18 protein-coding genes are annotated in these 18,960 nt (G+C 62.3%); 10 read left to right on the forward strand and 8 right to left on the reverse strand.

The window, feature by feature from the left end; genetic code table 11:
• Nucleotides 1–10: 10 nt before the first annotated feature.
• Nucleotides 11–1,429: an MFS transporter gene (locus ACTAQJ_RS01300; RefSeq protein WP_498700166.1), complete on the forward strand. Its 1,419-nt coding sequence runs from the start codon at nt 11–13 to the stop codon at nt 1,427–1,429.
• On the opposite strand, the gene ACTAQJ_RS01305 is transcribed toward ACTAQJ_RS01300, so the two are convergent.
• The gene (locus ACTAQJ_RS01305; protein WP_498700168.1) at nt 1,420–2,031 is read right to left on the reverse strand and encodes a TetR/AcrR family transcriptional regulator; all 612 of its coding nucleotides are present in this window, start codon (nt 2,029–2,031) and stop codon (nt 1,420–1,422) included. The genes ACTAQJ_RS01300 and ACTAQJ_RS01305 overlap by 10 nt on opposite strands.
• A 232-nt stretch (nt 2,032–2,263) precedes the next feature.
• Here ACTAQJ_RS01305 and ACTAQJ_RS01310 point away from each other — a divergent pair, with 232 nt between their 5' ends.
• Genes ACTAQJ_RS01310 through ACTAQJ_RS01335 form a run of 6 tightly spaced genes read left to right on the forward strand, consistent with a single transcriptional unit; the run spans nt 2,264 to nt 9,047 of the window.
• Nucleotides 2,264–3,967: an amidohydrolase gene (locus tag ACTAQJ_RS01310; protein WP_498700171.1), complete on the forward strand. Its 1,704-nt coding sequence runs from the start codon at nt 2,264–2,266 to the stop codon at nt 3,965–3,967.
• A 48-nt stretch (nt 3,968–4,015) separates the two neighbouring features.
• On the forward strand, nt 4,016–5,008 hold the full coding sequence (locus ACTAQJ_RS01315; protein ID WP_498700173.1) for an ABC transporter substrate-binding protein: 993 nt from the start codon (nt 4,016–4,018) through the stop codon (nt 5,006–5,008).
• 28 nt (nt 5,009–5,036) lie between these two features.
• Nucleotides 5,037–5,810 carry an ABC transporter permease gene (locus ACTAQJ_RS01320; RefSeq protein ID WP_498700175.1) on the forward strand — a complete coding sequence of 258 codons (774 nt, stop codon included), beginning with the start codon at nt 5,037–5,039 and terminating at the stop codon, nt 5,808–5,810.
• Nucleotides 5,810–6,589 carry an ABC transporter permease gene (locus tag ACTAQJ_RS01325; protein ID WP_498700177.1) on the forward strand — a complete coding sequence of 260 codons (780 nt, stop codon included), beginning with the start codon at nt 5,810–5,812 and terminating at the stop codon, nt 6,587–6,589. The genes ACTAQJ_RS01320 and ACTAQJ_RS01325 overlap by 1 nt, the downstream gene beginning before the upstream one ends.
• Nucleotides 6,586–7,440 carry an ABC transporter ATP-binding protein gene (locus ACTAQJ_RS01330; RefSeq protein ID WP_498700179.1) on the forward strand — a complete coding sequence of 285 codons (855 nt, stop codon included), beginning with the start codon at nt 6,586–6,588 and terminating at the stop codon, nt 7,438–7,440. Before ACTAQJ_RS01325 ends, ACTAQJ_RS01330 begins: the two co-directional genes overlap by 4 nt.
• Entirely contained in the window at nt 7,437–9,047 is a 1,611-nt protein-coding gene (locus ACTAQJ_RS01335; RefSeq protein ID WP_498700182.1) for a sulfatase-like hydrolase/transferase, read from the forward strand. Before ACTAQJ_RS01330 ends, ACTAQJ_RS01335 begins: the two co-directional genes overlap by 4 nt.
• A 77-nt stretch (nt 9,048–9,124) precedes the next feature.
• Here ACTAQJ_RS01335 and ACTAQJ_RS01340 read toward each other — a convergent pair whose 3' ends face one another.
• Nucleotides 9,125–10,093: an AraC-like ligand-binding domain-containing protein gene (locus tag ACTAQJ_RS01340; RefSeq protein ID WP_498700184.1), complete on the reverse strand. Its 969-nt coding sequence runs from the start codon at nt 10,091–10,093 to the stop codon at nt 9,125–9,127.
• A 236-nt stretch (nt 10,094–10,329) separates the two neighbouring features.
• Between ACTAQJ_RS01340 and ACTAQJ_RS01345 the strand changes: the two genes are divergently transcribed.
• A complete protein-coding gene (locus ACTAQJ_RS01345) occupies nt 10,330–11,805 on the forward strand; it encodes an APC family permease (protein WP_498700187.1) in 1,476 nt (491 codons plus the stop codon).
• 157 nt (nt 11,806–11,962) lie between these two features.
• Here ACTAQJ_RS01345 and ACTAQJ_RS01350 read toward each other — a convergent pair whose 3' ends face one another.
• Complete coding sequence (locus ACTAQJ_RS01350) at nt 11,963–12,709, reverse strand: IclR family transcriptional regulator (protein WP_498700189.1); 747 nt, start codon at nt 12,707–12,709, stop codon at nt 11,963–11,965.
• 247 nt (nt 12,710–12,956) lie between these two features.
• On the opposite strand from ACTAQJ_RS01350, the gene ACTAQJ_RS01355 reads away from it, so the two are divergent.
• Nucleotides 12,957–14,291, forward strand: a complete 1,335-nt coding sequence (locus ACTAQJ_RS01355; protein ID WP_431115599.1) for an MFS transporter — start codon at nt 12,957–12,959, stop codon at nt 14,289–14,291.
• Nucleotides 14,292–14,374: 83 nt separating this feature from the next.
• On the opposite strand, the gene ACTAQJ_RS01360 is transcribed toward ACTAQJ_RS01355, so the two are convergent.
• Nucleotides 14,375–15,058 (reverse strand): phosphoribosyltransferase, encoded by a 684-nt coding sequence (locus ACTAQJ_RS01360; protein ID WP_498700190.1) that lies wholly within the window; start codon nt 15,056–15,058, stop codon nt 14,375–14,377.
• 69 nt (nt 15,059–15,127) lie between these two features.
• Between ACTAQJ_RS01360 and ACTAQJ_RS01365 the strand changes: the two genes are divergently transcribed.
• A complete protein-coding gene (locus tag ACTAQJ_RS01365; RefSeq protein ID WP_431115597.1) occupies nt 15,128–15,541 on the forward strand; it encodes a winged helix DNA-binding protein in 414 nt (137 codons plus the stop codon).
• A 14-nt stretch (nt 15,542–15,555) separates the two neighbouring features.
• Here ACTAQJ_RS01365 and ACTAQJ_RS01370 read toward each other — a convergent pair whose 3' ends face one another.
• The 4 genes from ACTAQJ_RS01370 to ACTAQJ_RS01385 are packed head-to-tail and all read right to left on the reverse strand — an operon-like array spanning nt 15,556 to nt 18,855.
• Nucleotides 15,556–16,386 (reverse strand): alpha/beta fold hydrolase, encoded by an 831-nt coding sequence (locus ACTAQJ_RS01370; protein ID WP_498700193.1) that lies wholly within the window; start codon nt 16,384–16,386, stop codon nt 15,556–15,558.
• A gap of 1 nt (nt 16,387) precedes the next feature.
• Nucleotides 16,388–16,717, reverse strand: coding sequence for a biotin/lipoyl-containing protein (locus ACTAQJ_RS01375; protein WP_498700196.1), 330 nt, complete (start codon nt 16,715–16,717; stop codon nt 16,388–16,390).
• Nucleotides 16,710–17,810, reverse strand: coding sequence for an alpha-ketoacid dehydrogenase subunit beta (locus tag ACTAQJ_RS01380; RefSeq protein ID WP_498700198.1), 1,101 nt, complete (start codon nt 17,808–17,810; stop codon nt 16,710–16,712). Before ACTAQJ_RS01380 ends, ACTAQJ_RS01375 begins: the two co-directional genes overlap by 8 nt.
• Complete coding sequence (locus ACTAQJ_RS01385) at nt 17,803–18,855, reverse strand: thiamine pyrophosphate-dependent enzyme (protein ID WP_498700200.1); 1,053 nt, start codon at nt 18,853–18,855, stop codon at nt 17,803–17,805. Before ACTAQJ_RS01385 ends, ACTAQJ_RS01380 begins: the two co-directional genes overlap by 8 nt.
• Nucleotides 18,856–18,960: the final 105 nt, after the last annotated feature.

Consider the following 18,960-nt stretch of genomic DNA (forward strand, 5'->3'; position numbering starts at 1 on the left):
ACCCGGAACTATGGAAAAATCTTCTTTGGCTTCAAAGCCACTGCCTTCGCAACCGACCACAACGTTATCCACGCATCGCTCCCGCCTGCCCGGGAGGTTCGCAAGGCTACCTGAGCTCGCCGGGCCGGGGTTCCTGCCCCTCGGCCTCTTCGCAAGACTCCCGTTGGCTATGCTCACCGTGGGAACACTGACCTTGGTTACAGCGGTGAGTCATTCTTACGCAATCGGTGGCATGGCTGCCGGAGCAGTAGGTATCGGTTCAGCCGTCGGAGCCCCTGTCCTCGGCTCGCTGGCCGACCGCGCCGGCCAACGCATCGTGCTGCTTGTCGCGGCAGTTGTCAACACCCTGGCCGTCCTCGGCCTTCTTGCTGCCGCCTACGTGACCCCAAGTTATGTCTCCGTGCTCGACGCGACTGGCGTGCTCGTGGCAGGTTTCCTCGCCGGGGCGAGTTGCCCGCAGGTTGGCCCCATGGCCCGTGTTCGCTGGATGGCGCTGACCACCCGGAACCTGTCGTCAGCCCGCAAGGCCAGTGTTTCAACAAAAGATGTTGCTGGAAAGGAAGCGGGAGTTCCCGCGAGCGGTGGCCGTAGCGTCGCGGCCAGCCGTGCCGATCTGGACACGGCACTTTCCTACGAGGGCACTGCTGACGAGATTACCTTCGTGCTCGGACCTGCCTTGGTTGGAATTCTGGCGAGCCTCATTGCTCCTTGGCTGCCTCTGGCCTTGGCAGCGGTCATGACCATCACGCTTGTACCAGCTTTCGCCATCCACCCCAGCCAAGAGGCCGTGGTGCTGGCCCCGCGTAAGGCTGCTGCCGCCGTCGAGGATGGTTCCAGTGAACCCACAGCAAAGCGAGGGAACCGCTGGGCCGGCGCCGTCGTGGCTGTGCCGGTTGTGGCAATGGTGTGCATGGGCACCTTTTTTGGTGCTACGCAGAATGCCCTGAGCGCCTTTTCTGCCCAGTACGCTACAGCGGAAATTGCTGGCCTTCTCTACTCCGTGATGGGTTTGAGCTCGGCCGTGGCGGCGCTGTCCGTTGCGTTCTGGCCGCAGCGCTTTAGTCTTGCCGCCCGGTGGGTTGCTTCGGCCCTTGCGATGTCATTGTTCGCCTTGCTGCTGCTGGTTCCCGGGGGCATCTGGCCCATGGTGTTCGTGCTGCTGTTGCTGGGAATCCCGGTGGGGCCGGTCATGGTCACGGTGTTCAGCATCGGTGGCGTGGTGGCCCCTGCCGGCCGAATGGCTACGGTGATGACAGCCCTGGCCAGTGGGATCGTGGCTGGCACCGCACTGGGATCCTACCTTGCCGGGCAGTTGGCACAGACCCAGGGTCCCGGTGCAGCCTTCCTCGTATCCATGGCTGCCGCAGCGGGCTTGTTGGTGCTGGGAGTTCTGACTTATCTGGTCATGAAGCGTCGACCTCAGGCGTAGTCCAGTGCTCCGGCGAGGGAGCGGGCCATTAACTCCACCAGACGCATTGACCGTTCTTCGTCAGGGTCAGCCAGATGCTGCATGCTGATGCCGTCTATGCCGGAGATGAACAGGCGGGTGACGTCCTCCAGATTGTGGGGGATTGACTCACCGGCGGCATCTGCCGCGCCACGGAATAGCTCCAGGGTTGAACTGACCCAGCCGTCGTACATGGAGCGGTTCATCAGCAGGGCCTGGGGTTGGTCATCGGCCTCGACGCGGAATCGCCGGAGCAACAGTTCGAACGTGGTCACCTGCTCATGCGGGCTCTCCAGCATGCGCGTCCAAATGCGCCGCGCGTGGGCGCCGATCATATGGTGCAGGCCCAATCCGGGATCAGCGACTGGTTCCAATGCCTTCGCGTAATCCCGGCTGAGGAAGTTGTAGACCTCTTCCAGAAGCTCGTCCTTGCTTCGGAAGCAGTAGTGGAGTGCCGCAAGCGGCGCGTCGGCTTCACTGGCGATTCGACGCGTTGTGGCCGAGGCGAGCCCATCCTGGGCAATGACCCGCGCCGCAGCCTCAACGAATTGCAGCCGCCTTGCTTCGGCGGGAACCCTGGCCATCCGCGCCCCTTCCTGTCCTCAGTCATTTCCGTGACCAGGCAAGCTGATCATCGGTCTCATCGATCCTAGGCGTTCTGCGCCCAAGCTTGCTTTTGGCAATGCCGTAGAGCCTTGGAAAGACCCTTGAAAAGAATTTTACCGGAAAACCTAGTCAAGTGACCCAGTCAGACGACATACTTCTTTCTAGAACGTTGTCTGCATCACAGAGGATGCAGTGATCTGAGGAGAACCGATGCAAGAATTTGCCGATCTGGTGATCGTCAATGCCTCGGTCCACACGATGGACCCGGCAGAACCTGCCCGGATGTCTGACGCCGTAGCTGTCAGGGATGGACGCATTATGGCGCTGGGAAAAGAAGAAACTGAAAGAGCCATCGGGCCCGACACCGTGGTTGTGGATGCCGCCGGAGGCGCTGTCATTCCCGGGATCAACGATGCCCACCTGCATTTCGTATCGGCGGCAATGGCCGCGTGTGGCTATGTACGGCTGGATCCATCAGTGGCTCCTGACTGGACGACCGTGGTTGACCTCGTCAACAGCGCGCCAACCGGCGAGGACGGCTGGGTTCGGGCGCATGGTTGGGACGAGGCCCTGCTTGGGCCAGCAAGCGGATATTTGCTGGATTGCCGCCCGGATGCCCCTGTGGTTGCGTTCGACAGCACAGGCCATCAACTTCTCGCCAACCGTGAAGCGCTGCGTCGGGCCGGCGTCACTGCCGCTACGGCAGACATCGACGGTGGCACGCTGGTACGGGCCGCCGAAGGCAGCCCAACAGGCCTTCTTCAGGACGGCGCTATGCAACTCGTCTCAAAGATGTTGCCACCGGTGCCGGAGATAACGCTTCGTCCCGCGCTGCTGCAGTTCCAAGAACAGCTGCACTCGCTGGGCATTACTTCGCTGACGGATCCGGGTCTGGGCCCTGCAAGTGCCGGACTCATGGACGGTGCGGGATCGACGGCGGCACTTGAGTTACTCGGCGACCTCGCCGAAGCTGGTGAACTGACACTGAGGATCAATGTTCTCATGCTGTTCGCGGGAACCGGGGGAGCCGATGCGAAGGCCATCGACGACGGCTTGCAAAGCGGACTGGCCGAGACCTTCCTGAACAGGGGAATCGATCCGGAGCAGTTGCGGATTGCCGGCGTTAAAGTCTTCGCCGACGGCATTCCGCGCAGCGGTACCGCATGGATGAGCGAACCGTATGGAAAATCCTGCACTCACGGCAGCTTGGTGATCCAAGGTGCCGATGACGCCCAAAGGGTTGCCGAACTCCACCAGATCCTTGGGCTCATCAACGACGCGGGACTGCAGGCAGGAGTCCACGCAACGGGAGACGCCGCCACATCCGCTGCCGTGGAAGCGATCGTGGCAGCGGCTGATGGAACCGCTGAAGCTGGCTCCAAGGTGGCAGGAAATCGCCATTACATCATCCATGGCGCCTTCACTGACACTGAAACCCTGGCAACCATGGCTTCCCACCACATTGGCTACAGCACCAACCCGCTGATCCGCGAGGAAGCCGGAGACATGATGCGTCAGGTACTGGGCGAGGACCGGTTCTCCCGCCACCAGCCACTGCATTCTGCGCTGGAGGCCGGCGTGCACTTCAACCTGGCCTCTGATGCTCCCGTGACCAGTCCCGACTGGCGGCGCACTGTAGCGGCAGCTGTTCGTCGTTCCACCCGCTCCACGCCCGGCAACTCCGGCGATCCTGAACGGATTACCGGACTCCAAGCGCTCGCTGCCATGACCATTGGCGCAGCTTGGCAAGACCACGCAGAACATTTCAAAGGAGCACTGATACCGGGAATGGCAGCAGACATTTGCCTGCTCTCAAACCCTTGGCCGGACGATCCGGAGATCGAGAAGCTCCTCGACGCCGAGGTCAGGCTCACGCTCAGTGGCGGCCGCCTAGTCCATCAGTCCAACAGCTAGAACAACCCCCATCCGTACCAAACCATTCGCAAATTCAAGGAGCACCACATGCGACGCAGTATTCCTTTGGCACTGGCCGCAATCCTGTCCATGACACTTGCAGCCTGCGGCGGCGGGTCAGGCCCGGCTTCTACTCCTGCCGCTGACGGGACCACAACACTAAAGGTAGGTACCATCGGCATCGGTTCCGACGCCGCGATCCGGCTCGCCATCGACAAGGGCTACTTCAAGGAACAGGGTCTCAACGTCGAGACTGCTGTTATTGCCAACCCGCCCGCCGGTATTGCAGCTGCCCAGAGCGGCCAGATCGATCTGACCTACACACCCTCTATCCCACTGCTGAATGCGCTGAGCCAGAATGTGCCACTCAAGATCATCGCTGCCGCGGACGGCTATAAAGACGGCGCAGGAGAATCCAGCGACCTCAACCGCGTCGATGACACAGGGCTCCTGGTCCAGAAGGCATCATCGATCTCCCGGCCGAAGGACCTGGAAGGCAAGAACGTCAGCGTGCCGGCTCGCAAAGCACAGTTGGAAGTCACAGTCAGCAAACTCGTCAAGGACGACGGCGGCGATCCCGCGAAGGTGAACTGGATGGTTCTGGATCCTTCATCGGCCCTTCAATCCCTGAACTCGGGACGCGTCGATGCAGCGTCGCTCGTTGCACCGTTTACGTCCAAGGCAATGTCCGAGGGCAACAGGCTGCTGGCTTCGCCCGGCGTCGAATTTTTTGAACAGGGCGCAATCGGACTCTGGGTATCGGGTGCCAACACGGTGAAATCCAAGGAGAAGGCGCTGGCGGGTTTCAGGACGGCCATATATAAGGCCAACGCCTATGCCAACGGGCACATCGATGAGGCGCAGCAAGTCAGCGCCGAGATCACCAAGACCCCGCTGGACGTCGTCAAATCAGGCGCGGTCAATTACTGGCCTGAGGACGTCCGTATGGAGGACATCGAAAGGGCCAATAAGAATCTTGCCGATCTCGGTTTCCTCAGTGCACCTGTGAAGCTGCCGGGCGATCTCGTCTTCGGAAAGTAAGCGCTAAACCGAGCATGGGAGATTCATCATGAAAGGGTCCCTCCGCCCAATAGCCTTCAGTGCGCTGGGCATTGCGGCAGCACTCATCATCTGGCAGGTCCTTGCCGAGGCAAAGGTGGCAGGAAATGCCCTGCCACCAGCCACGACAGTATTCAGCACCCTGGCAACCATTCTGGGGACGGACACGTTCTGGTCCTCGTTGGGAGCCACGATCGGGATCGCACTGCTGGCGCTGGCTTTGTCAGCGGTTGCGGGCGTCATCCTGGGCCTGCTTGTCGGAACTTTTGAGACGGTAAGGTTCGCTACCTTGGCGGTGCTGGAATTCCTGAAGCCCGTTCCGCCCATCGTCATCCTTCCCTTGGCGGTGCTGGTACTCGGCCCAACCGGGGAGATGTCCTTATTCCTGGTGGTGTTTGGCTGCCTGCTCCCGATAGTCATGCAGACTGTCGACGGAGTCCAGAGCACCGATCCCGTTGCGAGGGACACTGCCCGGTCCTACGGCATGGGCGAGCCCGAAATCCTGGCCCGTGTGGTCCTGCCCAGCGCCATGCCGTACATCGGAACCGCCATGCGGGTTGCTGCCCCGGCAGCCTTGGTGGTCACTGTTGTGGCGGGTCTGCTCGGCGGTGGCCCGGGCCTGGGCCTAAGCATTTACCAAGCCCAGGCTGCCGGTGATTACGCCAGTCTCTACGGCTTGGTAATCGTACTGGGCGTTCTGGGCCTGTTGTTCCAAGGTGCCACGCGGCTGGCCGAGCGCCGGATCCTGCACTGGCATGAGTCCTACCGTGAAGTGGTGCCGTGATGAGAAACCCCACAATGAGAAATTGGTTGATCGGCGCAGGCGCGCCCGTGCTGTTGTTGGTTGCATGGTGGCTCCTGTCCGAGAGCTCCCTTGACCCCTTCTTCCCGCCGTTGCGCACCATCCTTGGCCGGTTCCAGGAGCTCTGGCTCTTTGAGCATTTCCAGTCAGATGTGTTGCTGAGCCTGGGAAACCTGTTCCTGGGATTTGCCATCGCAGCCTTTGCGGGGATTGCCATCGGGTTTGTGACCGCCCTTGTTCCCCTGGTTCGCTGGATGGTGGATCCCTTGATCCACTTCCTTCGGGGAATCCCACCGGTCGCTCTGGTGCCAATCTTCATCTCCCTCATTGGATTCGGCACCCAGATGCGTGTGACCAGCATCGCGCTGGCGGCGCTGTTCCCCACGATGATCGCGACCGTGGACGGTATCCGTGGGGTGGGCAACGACCTCATGGATGTGGCCAGGGTCTATAGGCTGACCAGGAAGGAACGGGTCCTGAACGTTCTCCTTCCCGCGGCCGCGCCGCAGATCTTCTCCGGCTTGCAGGTGAGCCTGCAAGTTGCCTTCATCGTGATGATCGCCAGCGAGATGCTGGGCAGTTCCCAGGGCATTGGAGCCATGACGCTGCTCGCGCAGCAGAGCTTCATGACAGCGGACATGTGGGCCGGGATCCTGCTCCTGGGCGTGATCGGATTCCTGGTCAATGTCCTCTTCAGCCTGCTCAAGCGCAAGGTCCTGTCCTGGTACATCGGCTCCCGGCGCATGGCGCGTGCAGCATGAGCCTCCGACAGGCCCCAAGCGTTTCCACCCGAAACAGAAAGTCCGCCATGGCACAGCAACCAGAAACCCGCATAAACGCGACCACCCCACGTTTGGACGTGGCTCACCTGGCCAAAAGCTACGGGAGTGGGGAAAAATCCCATGCAGTCATCGAAGACCTCACTTTTACCGTGGATGCCGGCGAGGTTGTCTGCATCGTCGGTCCCTCCGGCGTCGGCAAGACGACCCTCCTGAAATGCCTGGCCGGGCTTCATCCGGCCAGCAGCGGACGGGCAGCCATCGATGGCCGGACCATCAGCGGCCCACCGCCGGAAATGGCGCTGGTGTTCCAGGACTATAACCGTTCGCTCATGCCATGGCTCACGGTGCGCAAGAATCTCGTTCTTCCCTTACGGCACCTAAGGTTGCCCGCTGCAGAACTGAAGGAACGTTGCGACAGTGCACTGGCCGCCGTCGGGCTTTCCCACGCCGATAACCAATACCCCTGGCAGTTGTCCGGCGGTATGCAGCAGCGTGTGGCGATTGCCCGTGCGCTCGCATACCGACCGGAGATCCTTATCATGGACGAGCCCTTCGCTTCCGTGGACGCACAGACACGCTTCGACCTCGAAGACCTGTGCCTGAAGATCAGGAACGACTTCAACATGACCATTCTGGTGGTGACCCATGACATCGACGAGGCCGTCTACCTGGCAGACCGCGTTGTGGTCCTGGGCTCCAAACCGGCCCGCGTCCTGAAGATCGTCGACGTCGACCTGCCGGCTCCGCGGGACCAGATCACCACGCGCTCGCTTCCGGAGTTCGCACGCCAGAGGACCGAAGTGCTGTCCCTCATCAAGAGGCCAGCATGACGGGGGAGCGCCGCACGACCGCCAAGGTCCGACCCAATGTCCTGTTCTTCATCGCAGACCAATTACGGGCAGACCACATGGGCTTCGGTGGCAATCAGGTCGTCCGGACGCCCAACCTTGATGCGCTCGCGGCCCGGAGCGTGGTTTTCGAGAACGCGACGGTGGCGAACCCTACCTGTATGCCCAACAGGGCCAGCTTGATGACTGGCAGGTGGCCCTCGGCGCACGGGACGCGCTGCAACGGAATCACGCTGGATCCGTTGACGCAGACCGTGCCCGGATCCTTGGCAGCGGGCGGTTACCGCACTGTTGGAGTAGGAAAACTCCACCACCAAAACATGGGATGGGAGTTTGAGCCGCACCAGGTCAGGGAGATCCGCAGCACCGATCCGATGCTCCTGGATCCAACTGTGGGCGACGCCCACCGGCAAGGCTACGCTCCGGGTTGGGATCAGTGGGAGAACCGCGAGGCGCATGATGAGCGCTTCATCGGGCTCCCTGCTGACTACTACGGCTATCAACACGTGGACCTCGTCATTGGTCATGGGGATCGGCCCGGAGGCCATTATGTGCATTGGGCCAGGGAACGTGGCGTCGACCCCGAAACATTGGGTGGTGCAGGCAACTCCGCCAGCCGCTACGGCGGATGGGATCAGGTGTACCAGACAGCCATTCCCGCCGAAGTGCATCCCACCAGCTATGTGAGCGAGAAGGCAATCGAGCATCTGAAGGATGCGGCGGGCCAGGACCAGCCCTTCTTCATGTTTGTCTCATTCCCTGATCCCCACCACCCCTTTTCACCTCCCGCAGGCTACTCGGACCTCTACGATCCCGGGGCGTTGCCCCTGCCGCTGGGTTTCGACCAGGACCATTCGGCGTCGCCGGCGCATATCCAGGCAATGATGGAAAACCGGGGCCATCCGAACCCGGACCCCACCATGACCTGGGCAGCAACGGAGGAACAATACCGGCATGCGGCGGCCGCACAGTACGGGCTGATCACCATGATGGACGAGCACATCGGCCGAATCCTGGACGAACTCGATCGCCAAGGCCTGGCCGAGGACACCATCATCGTTTTCACGAGTGACCACGGAGACTTGTTTGGGGACCACGGGCTCATGCTCAAGCACTTTGTCCACTACCGGGCGGTGACGAATGTTCCCTTGCTCTTGCACGTTCCCGGCACCTCGGCGGGCCGCACCCGGGCGCTGGTTTCCAGTGCCGACTTGGCGCCAACCTTGCTTGAGCTCACTGGTTCGATGCCGTACCGGGGCATCCAGGGCCGCTCTCTGGTTCCTCTGCTGCAGGGGTCTGCGGAGGGGCACCGGGATGCTTTGCTGGTGGAGGAAGAGCAGCCGTTCGGGCTCGACGGACTTCCCGGGCCGGTGAGGATGCGGACGATCATCACTGCAGAAGGCAGGCTGACACGGTACTTCGGTACCGACGTCGCCGAACTGTACGATCACCGCACAGACCCCGGCGAACTGCTCAACCGAGCGGGTGATCCTGCCTTCGCTGAGTTGGAAGGGCGCCTGCTGCGGGCGATGCTGAACGAGATGGCTGCCGTGGCGGATGAAGGGACAGCCCCGACGGCGGCAGCCTAGTCATTTGCCTGGCGTTCCGCCTGCCTGTTCTCCAGGGGGCGGGACGTCGGCCTCCAGGTTCCCGGCGAACGGTCACCTCAGTGGCTGTTGCGGTAGCCGGTGGGGGAGTTGCCGAAGGCAGCCCGGAAGATCCGGCTGAAGTGGGCTGCGTCAGTGAATCCCCACCGCGACGCAATGGTCGTGACGGGCCGGTCTGCCTGGACCGGGTCCAGGAGGTCGCGCCTGCAGCGTTCGAGCCTGCGCTGCCGGATGGAGGCTGCCACGGTGGTGCCGATCTCCTGGAAAAGATCGTGCAAGTGCCGGGTGGAGATGTAATGGGCGGCGGCTATGGTTCCCGGGGAAAGCTCGGGGTCACCCAGATTGGCCTCGATGTAGTCATGGATACGGCCCAGCAGAAGGAGGTGGGGATCGCGGCCTGTCTCGATGAGCTGGTCCAGTTCCCCGTTGAACAGGGTAGTGACCAGGTCCAGTGCATTATGGACCAGACGGAGGCCATTCGCTCCTGAAAGTGCTTCGAGGTTATCGGCCAGCCTTACCAGGAAGGGGCTGATGAGCTCGCCGAGGCCTTCGTCCCCGGGAATCCGGAGGGCCGTTACGTGGCCCATGGCTTCGGCTGGCAAGTCCAGGAGGACGTGCGGGAACATCAGCACCAGCGTGCGAAAGTCGTCGTCGAACGTTAGTTGGTAAGGGCGGGAGGTGTCGTAGATGGAGAGGTCCCCGGGGCCGAGCACCGCCTCGCGTTCGTCCTGAACCAGGCGGCCAGAGCCGGAGAGCTGGATGCTGAGCTTGAAGAAGCGTCCGGTGGACTTGGCGATCAGCTCAGGCGTTCGCAGGACCGTATGGGGACCAGCCGTTATTTCGACCACGGAAATCTGACCCAGGACCCGGGCCCGCATGGTCCCGTGGAAGCTGGCGTCTTTGGCGTCTTTAGGGGCTTTGGCCAGCAACGGCACGAAGGATGCTGAGATGGCCCGGCTCCATTCCTGGAAGGAATCCGCCACCACTGTGTGCACGGTTGCGGGGCCGGTATCAGCCGCGACGGTCATCAAATTCCCTTTCAATGCCCGCCGTACCTGATGGCGCGGGTACAGAATGCCACCAGCGCGGACGTGAGCTTGCCCACGATTCTACACCGGGGGACTTTACGCGGGCTGTGCTTGCGTGCACCGACAAGCACCTTGCCGTGTGAGACAAGTCACGCGCTGCCTTGTCGGAGGAAGATTGCGGAATGACCGACACCGTGCCGCGCAATCTCCGTCCGGCACCGAGGCAGGAGCACACTATGAGCGTGGATAACCCCGTCAAGGGCAGGATCGCTGGGCCCGCAGACACCAAGAGGCGTCTGGGAGTCCCGGCCGTGACCTTCATGATTATTGCGGCCTCCGCGCCGCTGACCGTCCTCGCGGGCGGCGTGACCACCACTTTCGCTGTCACCGGGGTAACAGGTGTCCCGCTTTCGTTCTTGATTCTCGGCGGGATCCTGGCACTCTTCGCGGTCGGGTACGCGGCCATGAGCCGTTACGTCACCAACGCCGGCGCCTTCTACGCCTACATTGCCCAAGGCATTTCCAGGCCGGCCGGTGTGGGAGCGTCGCTGGTCGCGTTGATGGCCTACAACCTCATGCAGGTAGGCATCTATGGGCTCTTCGGCTTTACCGTTTCCTCGCTGCTCTCTGCAAGGCTCGGCATCAGCGTTCCTTGGTGGATCCCTGTGCTGGTCTGCATCGCAATTGTGGGCTGGTTGGGCGTTAACCGGGTGGATCTCTCGGCAAAGGTGCTGGGTGTCCTGGTGGCACTGGAATTCCTGGTGGTCATCGCCTATGACCTCATCAGCCTTGCCGTGGCCCCCGAAGGAGTCTCTGCAGCCTCATTCAGCCCCGAAAGCCTCTTCGTCCCGGGCGTCGGCGCAGTCCTTTCCTTCGGAATCGCCGCCTTCATGGGCTTTGAATCCGCAGCTATCTATGGCGAAGAGTCAAAAGATCCCAAGCGCACTGTTGCCCGTGCTACCTTCGCAGCCGTTGCCATCATCGCTCTCTTCTATGCCGCGTCAGCCTGGGCGATGACCGTAGGCGCAGGCCCATCCGCAGTCATTGAAACAGCCACCAACAGCGGCCCGGACATGATCTTCGCCTTCCTGGGTACCAACGGAGGCGTGCTCTTGAGCGATATAGCGCAGATCCTGTTCGTGACCAGCCTGTTCGCTTCGCTGGTCAGCTTCCACAACGCCGTCGCACGATACTTCTTCTCACTTGGCAGGGAGCGCGTCATCCCGCCGTTCTTCGCAGCTGCCCGTGAAGGGAGCGGAGCACCCTTCGGGGGGTCGCTGGCGCAAACGGTCATCGCCGTCGTCGTGACTGTGGCCTTCGCCATCACGGGATCGGGTTCTGAACTAGGTGAACTGTATCCAGTGCTGACCATGTTTACCTGGCTGACCAACAGCGGCGCCATGGGGCTGGTCCTGCTCATGACCGTCGTGTCCGTGGCCGTCATTGGCTTCTTCCGCCGGAAGCGGCATGGTGCCAGCCTCTGGGTGCGGGTTGTTGCGCCTGGCCTTGGCTTTGTTCTCCTGGCGATAGTGTTTGTGCTCATCCTTGCCAACTTCAACGTCCTGCTCGGTCAGACGGAATCGACGGCGGCAACGTTCGTCCTGCCGCTGGTGGTGCTGCTGCCGGGGCTGGTGGGAATCGTGTGGGGGCTGCGCCTGCGGCGCTCGCAGCCCGGGCTTTATGCCCGGATCGGCCACGGCTCGGAAGACTGAAGCCGCTTCCAGCACGGAAGTACTGAACACGAAAGAAAGCCCCGGCGGGTGCCGGGGCTTTCTTTCGTGTTCAGTATTGGGTTGCCCCGCCTGCGGGTCTTGTGCTGTGAGGCAGGGCGCCTGACCCAGAAGGAATGCTTGGCCAGCAAGGAATAGTTCAAGCCAACTGGCTCTCGATCCGCATAGCGCTGGCAGCCAACTCCTTACCTACGGCGTCGGCGTCCTGGTCGAGGCGGATATAAACGACGGCGATTGCGGCCGGCCGTCCGCCCGGGACATGGATGGGAGCGGCGATCGATGACAATCCGGCGATGACTTCGTCGTGGCTGGTGGCGAAGCCGGCGCGTCGGGCCTCGTGCGCTTCGGGGCGGTACGGGATACCTGCACCTACTTGGCGCCAACGGTCCTCGGTCATGGTCGACTGGATGGCGATACCGGGTGCGCCAACACCGATGGGATGGCGGCTCCCCGGATGCTGAGCGAGTGCGGCGCCTGACTGGCGGGGTTCCACGGTGACCAGGGTGACGCATTCCTGGTGGTCCCAAACAGCCAGGAAAGCGGTCATGTGCAGGGTATTCGCCAGCTGGGTGAGCTCGGGCAAAGCAGCTGTTTGCAGGTTGCGCGAGACGCCACGTGCCAGCACGGCCAGTCCGGGACCCGGCTGGACGCGGCCTGAATCGTCCCTGATCAACAGCGAGTGGTCTTCCAGCGTCCGGAGGATGCGGTAGGCAACAGAGCGGTGCACCCCCAGGGCCTCGGCGAGTTCGGCAATGCTGAGCGGGCGTTCGGCTTCGGCGAGGATCTCCAGTGCGCGGATTCCCCGTGAGAGGGTTTGCGACGCCGGGGCCTGGCTTGCTGCATCCTGCGGACTTTTGACGTCGCTGCGGGGACTCATGCGAACCATCCTATGTTGGCGGGTGACGGCAGGCGGCGGACAACTCTTGTGTTGCACGCCCCATCAGGATATCGTTCCATATACGAATCGGCGATTCAACTATAGAACAATGTTGTTCTTGGGCTTCATATTTCTCGTTGTGCCGAGACAAATGCTGTGCGCTGGGTCACGGCGTGTAGTAGTCTTTCCTAACTGACCGTTCTGTCGGTTAATGCCAGTCACGCACCGACCAGTCACTCTCACCCCTGGAGTTCCAATGACCGCAACTTCCACTGTCGACTCTGCATCGGGCCCAAGCAGTAAGCGCGAAGAGCGCCGGGTCCTGGCGGGCACTTTGGTCGGCACCACCATCGAGTGGTACGACTTCTTTATCTTTGCCCAGCTCACGGCAACGCTGTTGTCGCCGCTGTTCCTGACTCCGCTGGAAAAGTCGAACCCCGGAGTGGCGCAAATTCTGTCCTTCGCCACCATCGGCATCAGCTTTCTCTTCCGGCCACTCGGGGCCTTCGTTGCCGGACACCTCGGCGACAGGCTGGGACGCAAGGCAGTCCTGGTCATGACACTTGTCATGATGGGGGCGGCGACGGCGCTGATCGGCGTGCTGCCTACCTACGGGACAATCGGGCTTTGGGCTCCGATTCTGCTGATCACCCTGCGGGTGGTCCAGGGCTTCTCGGCCGGTGGCGAGTGGGGTGGCGCCGCCCTGATGGCTGTGGAACACGCTCCCATCTCCAAGCGCGGACTCTTCGGTGCTTACCCGCAGATCGGTGTGCCCATCGGCATGATCCTGGCAACCGGCCTCCTGTTCTTCCTGCAGTCTGGCATGTCAAAGGAGGACTTTGCCGCCTGGGGTTGGCGTGTGCCGTTCCTGCTCTCCGTGGTCCTGATCGTGGTGGGCTACCTCATCCGCCGCGCAGTCGGGGAAAGCCCCGTCTTTAAGGAAATCGCGCAGCGCAAGGCGGAAAGCAAGGCGCCCCTGAGCGAGCTGTTCCGGAATAACAAGAAGGAGGTAATCCTCGCGGCACTCATCTTCATCGCCAACAACGCCGCAGGCTACCTGTTGATCGCCTTCTTTATCTCCTACGCCACCAAGGCGCTGAAGATGCCGGCGCCGCAGGTCCTCCTCGCCACCACCGTTGCCTCCTTCGGGTGGCTCATCTTCACCATGGTGGGAGGCTGGCTTTCGGACAAGATTGGCCGCGTAAAGACGTTCCTGCTCGGTTACGGCCTGGTGTTCGCGTGGATGATCCCCATGTTTGCTTTGATCGATTCCAAGGACATCGTGCTCTACGGAACAGCTTTGTTCGTCCTCACCATTGGGCTTGGCTTGTCCTATGGGCCCATGTCAGCCATGTACGCCGAGATGTTCCCTGCACACGTCCGCTACTCGGGAATCTCCATCGGCTACGCCTTGGGTGCCATTCTCGGTGGCGCCTTCGCCCCGTTGATTGCCCAGGCTTTGTTGGACGCCACTAAGTGGTCCGGATCAGTCGGCCTGTACATCATGGGCCTGTGCATCATCTCAGCGGTGGGCGTGATTCTTGCCAAGGAAACCAAGGGCCGTCCCCTCGGCTTCAGTGTTCATCACTAGGCCAACAACAGATCCAGTCAGCAACACATTGATTCTCCAGGCGGGCGCGGTTGTGAAACCGGGCCCGCCTCGGGCGTTAGCAGCTATTTCGCCCTCGTGGCCTCAGCGCCTTCCAGTTGCTCCACGACGTCGTCGTCCGTCAACTGTTCGAAACGCTCATAAAACGCGCCAACAGCATGGAATTTGCCTGGCGTGTGCAGTGCCATCATGAAGTCACAGACCCGTGCCAAGGATGTTGCGGCTTCCAGCGATGCCACGGGAACCGCGGCGACCACTGTGCGGGCACCTGATGCCCGCGCGGCCTCCACGGCAGCACGCATGGTGGCGCCGGTGGCCAGGCCATCGTCCACCAGAATGACGGTCTTGCCCCAAAGGTCGTTCTCGATTCCCGGGTACTGCCTTGCGCGCCGAAGCAGTTCGGCGCGTTCATGTGCCTCTACTGCATCCAACGCGGCTTGGCTGATGCCATGGGCAAGGACATGTTCCTTGAGCGGCTTGTTGACGATGCGGACGACGTCGCCCTGGCACCACGCCAGTGCGCCGTAGGCAGTCTCCTCGCGGCCAGGTATCCCCAGTTTGCGGACCAAAATCGTACCGAAGGGCAGGTACAACGCGGAGGCGGCCGCCACGGCCAGGGGGACACCACCGCGGGCCAGGCCAAGGACGATCGTGTCTGGCCGTTCCCTGAACTGGGGGAGTCCTTCGGCCAGGCGCCGGCCGGCTTCCGCACGGTCCTTGAAACGCATGCCCATTTGCCCCACTTCCACGTAATTTGGCTGCTTCCAGCCTACCGTTCAAAGCTTGCCGGGTGAGGCATCCGCTGGAAGCATGGGCTTGTGAACAAGCCCATTGGATATTGGATCAAGAGGCTCGACGCCGCGCTGGAACTCCAACTCGATGCCACGCTGGCCCGGGTCAAGCTGAGCCGGCGGCAGTGGCAGACCCTGGGCACTTTGGCAGAGGGAACGGTCCGTCCTGATGAGCTGGATGAGATCCTGCGCCCGTTCTGGGGCAATGACACGCGCCTGCGGGAGCGGGAGCTTGCCTCCTTGGTGGGCAGGGGCATGATCACTATGATCGATGACCGCTTGGCGCTCAGCGAGCTCGGCCGGGAGAAATACCACGAGGCCCTCCGCTACGTGGAAGCCGCCCGCCAGGACCTTTCCATGGGCATCGGAATCGATGAATATGCCATGGCGTTGAGCGTCCTGGAGCGAATGAGCCTTAACGCGGAGCGGTTGAGCCGTTAGCGCCGGCGCAATCGCTACACGCCAAGGAATTCGATGGCAGCTTCCTTGAAAGCCCTGCTTGTGATCACGTTCGTGTGGGTGCGTCCCGGGACCACAAGGGTCTCCACCAAGGCCCCCCGCTTGCCGGCCAGGTGCGCGAGTTCGGGCATGGTGGCCGCGCGATCATCTTTTTCGCCGGCAACCAGGAGGATAGGCACGTGCGGTGCAGCCTCGGCAGGATCGAACGGTTCACCCTTGATGGCCTCGATGAGAGAAAGCAGCGCGAACAGGTCATTGCTGGGCAACAATTGAGCCATTTTCAGCAGCCCGGCGGTTGACTGGTCCTCAACGGGTGTGCCATCAGCCAAGTGCCGCTGTGCGGCAGCGAGGTCGAAAGCTGCCAACGGATCCGCTGAGCTGGGTCCGCCCAGGACGATGCGGTGTACCAGGTCCGGCTGGGTCGCGGCGAACTCCCAGGCCAGCCGGGACCCCAAGGAGTAGCCCACGATGTCCAGTCCCGTGGAAGGATCGCCGTCGCGCAATGGCCGCGCTCCGGCGTCCGTGGCGATCTGGAGGAGGTCGGCTCGGATCCGGCTGGGGGTGTACGAGTCCAGGTCCTCGGGGGAGTGGCTCCTGCCGTGGCCGGGAAGGTCCACCGTAATGACCCGGCGACCAGCCTCCCGGAGGGTGTTGATCCAGCCGCTGTCGGCCCAGTTCAGTTTGCTCGAGGACGAAAAGCCGTGGATCAGCAGGATGGGGCGGAGGCCGGCGTCGGTGGCTGGTTCATGGACTTCCACGAACAATTCGGGGTCGGTGCCCTCCACTGTGTGCCTGTGCTGTTCCACGGTGTGCCTGCCGGTCATCATGTCAGTCCTCATCGAGTACGGCGCTCAGGCGGACCCGGCGCTTGGGTGCTTCGTCCTTCGGAACAGTGCCCACGATCCCGGCGGTGTCGTCCGGAACCTCGAACACAATCAGCGGTTCGCCGACGTTGATGGTGTCACCGGGCGCTCCGTGAATACGCACCACTTTACCCGCCTGGGGGCTGGGCAATTCGAGCGCGGACTTGCTGGTTTCCAGCTCCACAATGGGCTGGTTGCGCTCCACCTGCTGGCCCGGCGATACGAGCCAATCCAGGACGGTCGCTTCGATGAGGCCTTCGCCCAGATCCGGGAGCGGGAAGGAAAGTTCAGCCACGGCGGTACTCCAGTACGCGTTGGATCCCAAAGAGGATGCGGTCGATGTTGGGAATGTATTCGTCCTCCAGGTCACCGGAGGGATAGGGTACGTCGAATCCGGTCACGCGCTCCACGGGCGCCTTCAGCGTTTGGAAGCAATGCTGCGTGATCAGTTGGGCGACCTCGGCGCCGAGGCCTGAGGTCAAGGGAGCTTCGTGGACGACGACGGCGCGGCGCGTCTTTCCGACGGACCTCGCCATGGCTTCGGCGTCGATTGGCTTCAGCCAACGCAGGTCCAGGACTTCGACGTCGATGCCGTCTTCAGCTGCGAGTTCGGCAACTTGGAGACACCGTGCCACCATGGCGCCCCAGGCGACGAGTGTCAGGTGACGGCCTTCCCGCGCAACCCGGGCGCCGGTGAGGCTGCCGGCGTCGTCCATGCCGGCGTCGGGCTCTGCTTGATCCGGAGGTGCTTGACCGGGAGCAGGACTGTTGACGTCTACCGGACCCTTCTGCCAGTAGCGGGACTTGGGCTCCATGAAGATGACGGGATCCGGGCGCGTGGCTGCGTACTTGAGGAGGTGATAGGCGTCATGTGGGGTGGAAGGCGAAACCACCTTCAGTCCGGGAACGTGCGCAAACAGGGCTTCAAGGCTTTCGCCGTGGTGTTCCGGAGCGCGGATTCCGCCGAAGCTGGGAACCCTGAGCGTGATCGGCATCGGGAGCGTGCCGCGGCTGCGGTAGTTCATCCGGGCGATTTGGCACACGATCTGGTTGATGGCCGGGTAGGCGAAGCCGTCGAACTGTACTTCGGGGATGGGGTGGAAGCCTGCCATGGCCAGTCCCACCGACATGCCCAGGATGGCGGACTCGGCCAGTGGGGTATCGAAGACCCGTTCTTCGCCGTGCTTGGCCTGCAGGCCGTCGGTAATCCGGAAAACGCCGCCCAATCGGCCGCAGTCCTCGCCGAAGATGACCGTTTTGGGATTGTCGGTCAGGATCTCGTCAAGCGCTCGGTTCAGTGCCTGCTGCATGGAAAGGTGCAGGACGGGTTCGGTGTCCATCGTGACCGACCCGGGAGCGAACGATAGTGCCGTGGCTGTCTCAGACATGTTCGGACTCCTTGCGCCAGTCACTGGCCTGGGATTGAAGGGTGGGCGTTGGTTCCTGGAAGACGAGGCTGAACATCTCGGCCCCGGGACGGGGCGCAAGGGCTTCGATGCCCGCGCGAATGGCTTCCTCTTCCTCCTGGGCCTGCTGCTGTGCATCGGCGAAGAATGCGTTATCCGCAATGCCGTCGTCGAGGAGGCGCTGCTTGAAGCGCTCAAGGGGATCTTCGCCGGCACCGAGCCGTTCCTCTTCCAGGGTGCGGTAACGCCCGGGGTCGTCCGCCGTGGAGTGGGGCCCACGGCGGTAGGTCATCGCTTCGATGACGACAGGACCGTTACCGGCGCGGCAATGGGCAAAAGCCGAACGAGTGGCCTCATGGACTGCGACGACGTCGTTGCCATCCACCTGCAGGGAAGGAATCCCGTATCCGGCCGCACGGGCAGCGACTGAGCCGCCGGCAACCTGGCGTTCGGTGGGGACGGAGATTGCCCAGCCGTTGTTCTGGATGAAGAAGACCACTGGCGCCTTCATCACAGCAGCAAAGTTCATGGCCTCGTGGACATCGCCCTGGGAGGATGCTCCGTCGCCGAAGTATGTCATGGCAACGCCGCGTTCGCCGTCGGGCTTTCCGGAGAGGGTTTGGCCATGTGCCCAACCAACAGCATGCAATACCGATCCGGCCACTACAGCCTGGATGGGAGCGAAGCGGGATTCCAGCGGGTTGTACATTCCGCCATGCCACGTGGCTTTGTGCGTGGACATGTAGCCCACCATGTCCAGCCCCATGGCCCGGGCCACGCCCATCTCGCGATATGTGGGGAACACGAAGTCGCGCGTCCGGTCAACTGCATATCCGCTGCCTACCTGCGCAGCTTCCTGGCCAATCTGGGGCGCATAGCCGGGAATGATGCCCTGGCGTTGCCAGGCGACGGCTGCGGTGTCCAGGTGGCGGACGGAGGCCATCAGGGAATAGAGCTCACGAAGTTGTTCGTGCGTGAGCGGCGCGGCATCCTCATCGACGGCGGCGAGCACGTTGTTGGTAGTCATGGTTGTGACCCTAGTCACCAACAATGGGCGTGCGCAATCAGCTCAGTTTCAACGAAACACTTTGTACAATTTGGATACGCAAAGAGGTCCTGCGCAAAACAAATT

The organism is Arthrobacter sp. alpha11c (genome assembly GCF_054149985.1).

Coding starts and splice junctions, on each gene's coding strand:
- ACTAQJ_RS01300 (WP_498700166.1), top strand. CDS start 11: ATGGAAAAATCTTCTTTGGCTTCAAAGCCACTGCCTTCGCAACCGACC.
- ACTAQJ_RS01305 (WP_498700168.1), bottom strand. CDS start 2,031: ATGGCCAGGGTTCCCGCCGAAGCAAGGCGGCTGCAATTCGTTGAGGCT.
- ACTAQJ_RS01310 (WP_498700171.1), top strand. CDS start 2,264: ATGCAAGAATTTGCCGATCTGGTGATCGTCAATGCCTCGGTCCACACG.
- ACTAQJ_RS01315 (WP_498700173.1), top strand. CDS start 4,016: ATGCGACGCAGTATTCCTTTGGCACTGGCCGCAATCCTGTCCATGACA.
- ACTAQJ_RS01320 (WP_498700175.1), top strand. CDS start 5,037: ATGAAAGGGTCCCTCCGCCCAATAGCCTTCAGTGCGCTGGGCATTGCG.
- ACTAQJ_RS01325 (WP_498700177.1), top strand. CDS start 5,810: ATGAGAAACCCCACAATGAGAAATTGGTTGATCGGCGCAGGCGCGCCC.
- ACTAQJ_RS01330 (WP_498700179.1), top strand. CDS start 6,586: ATGAGCCTCCGACAGGCCCCAAGCGTTTCCACCCGAAACAGAAAGTCC.
- ACTAQJ_RS01335 (WP_498700182.1), top strand. CDS start 7,437: ATGACGGGGGAGCGCCGCACGACCGCCAAGGTCCGACCCAATGTCCTG.
- ACTAQJ_RS01340 (WP_498700184.1), bottom strand. CDS start 10,093: ATGACCGTCGCGGCTGATACCGGCCCCGCAACCGTGCACACAGTGGTG.
- ACTAQJ_RS01345 (WP_498700187.1), top strand. CDS start 10,330: ATGAGCGTGGATAACCCCGTCAAGGGCAGGATCGCTGGGCCCGCAGAC.
- ACTAQJ_RS01350 (WP_498700189.1), bottom strand. CDS start 12,709: ATGGTTCGCATGAGTCCCCGCAGCGACGTCAAAAGTCCGCAGGATGCA.
- ACTAQJ_RS01355 (WP_431115599.1), top strand. CDS start 12,957: ATGACCGCAACTTCCACTGTCGACTCTGCATCGGGCCCAAGCAGTAAG.
- ACTAQJ_RS01370 (WP_498700193.1), bottom strand. CDS start 16,386: ATGATGACCGGCAGGCACACCGTGGAACAGCACAGGCACACAGTGGAG.
- ACTAQJ_RS01380 (WP_498700198.1), bottom strand. CDS start 17,810: ATGTCTGAGACAGCCACGGCACTATCGTTCGCTCCCGGGTCGGTCACG.
- ACTAQJ_RS01385 (WP_498700200.1), bottom strand. CDS start 18,855: ATGACTACCAACAACGTGCTCGCCGCCGTCGATGAGGATGCCGCGCCG.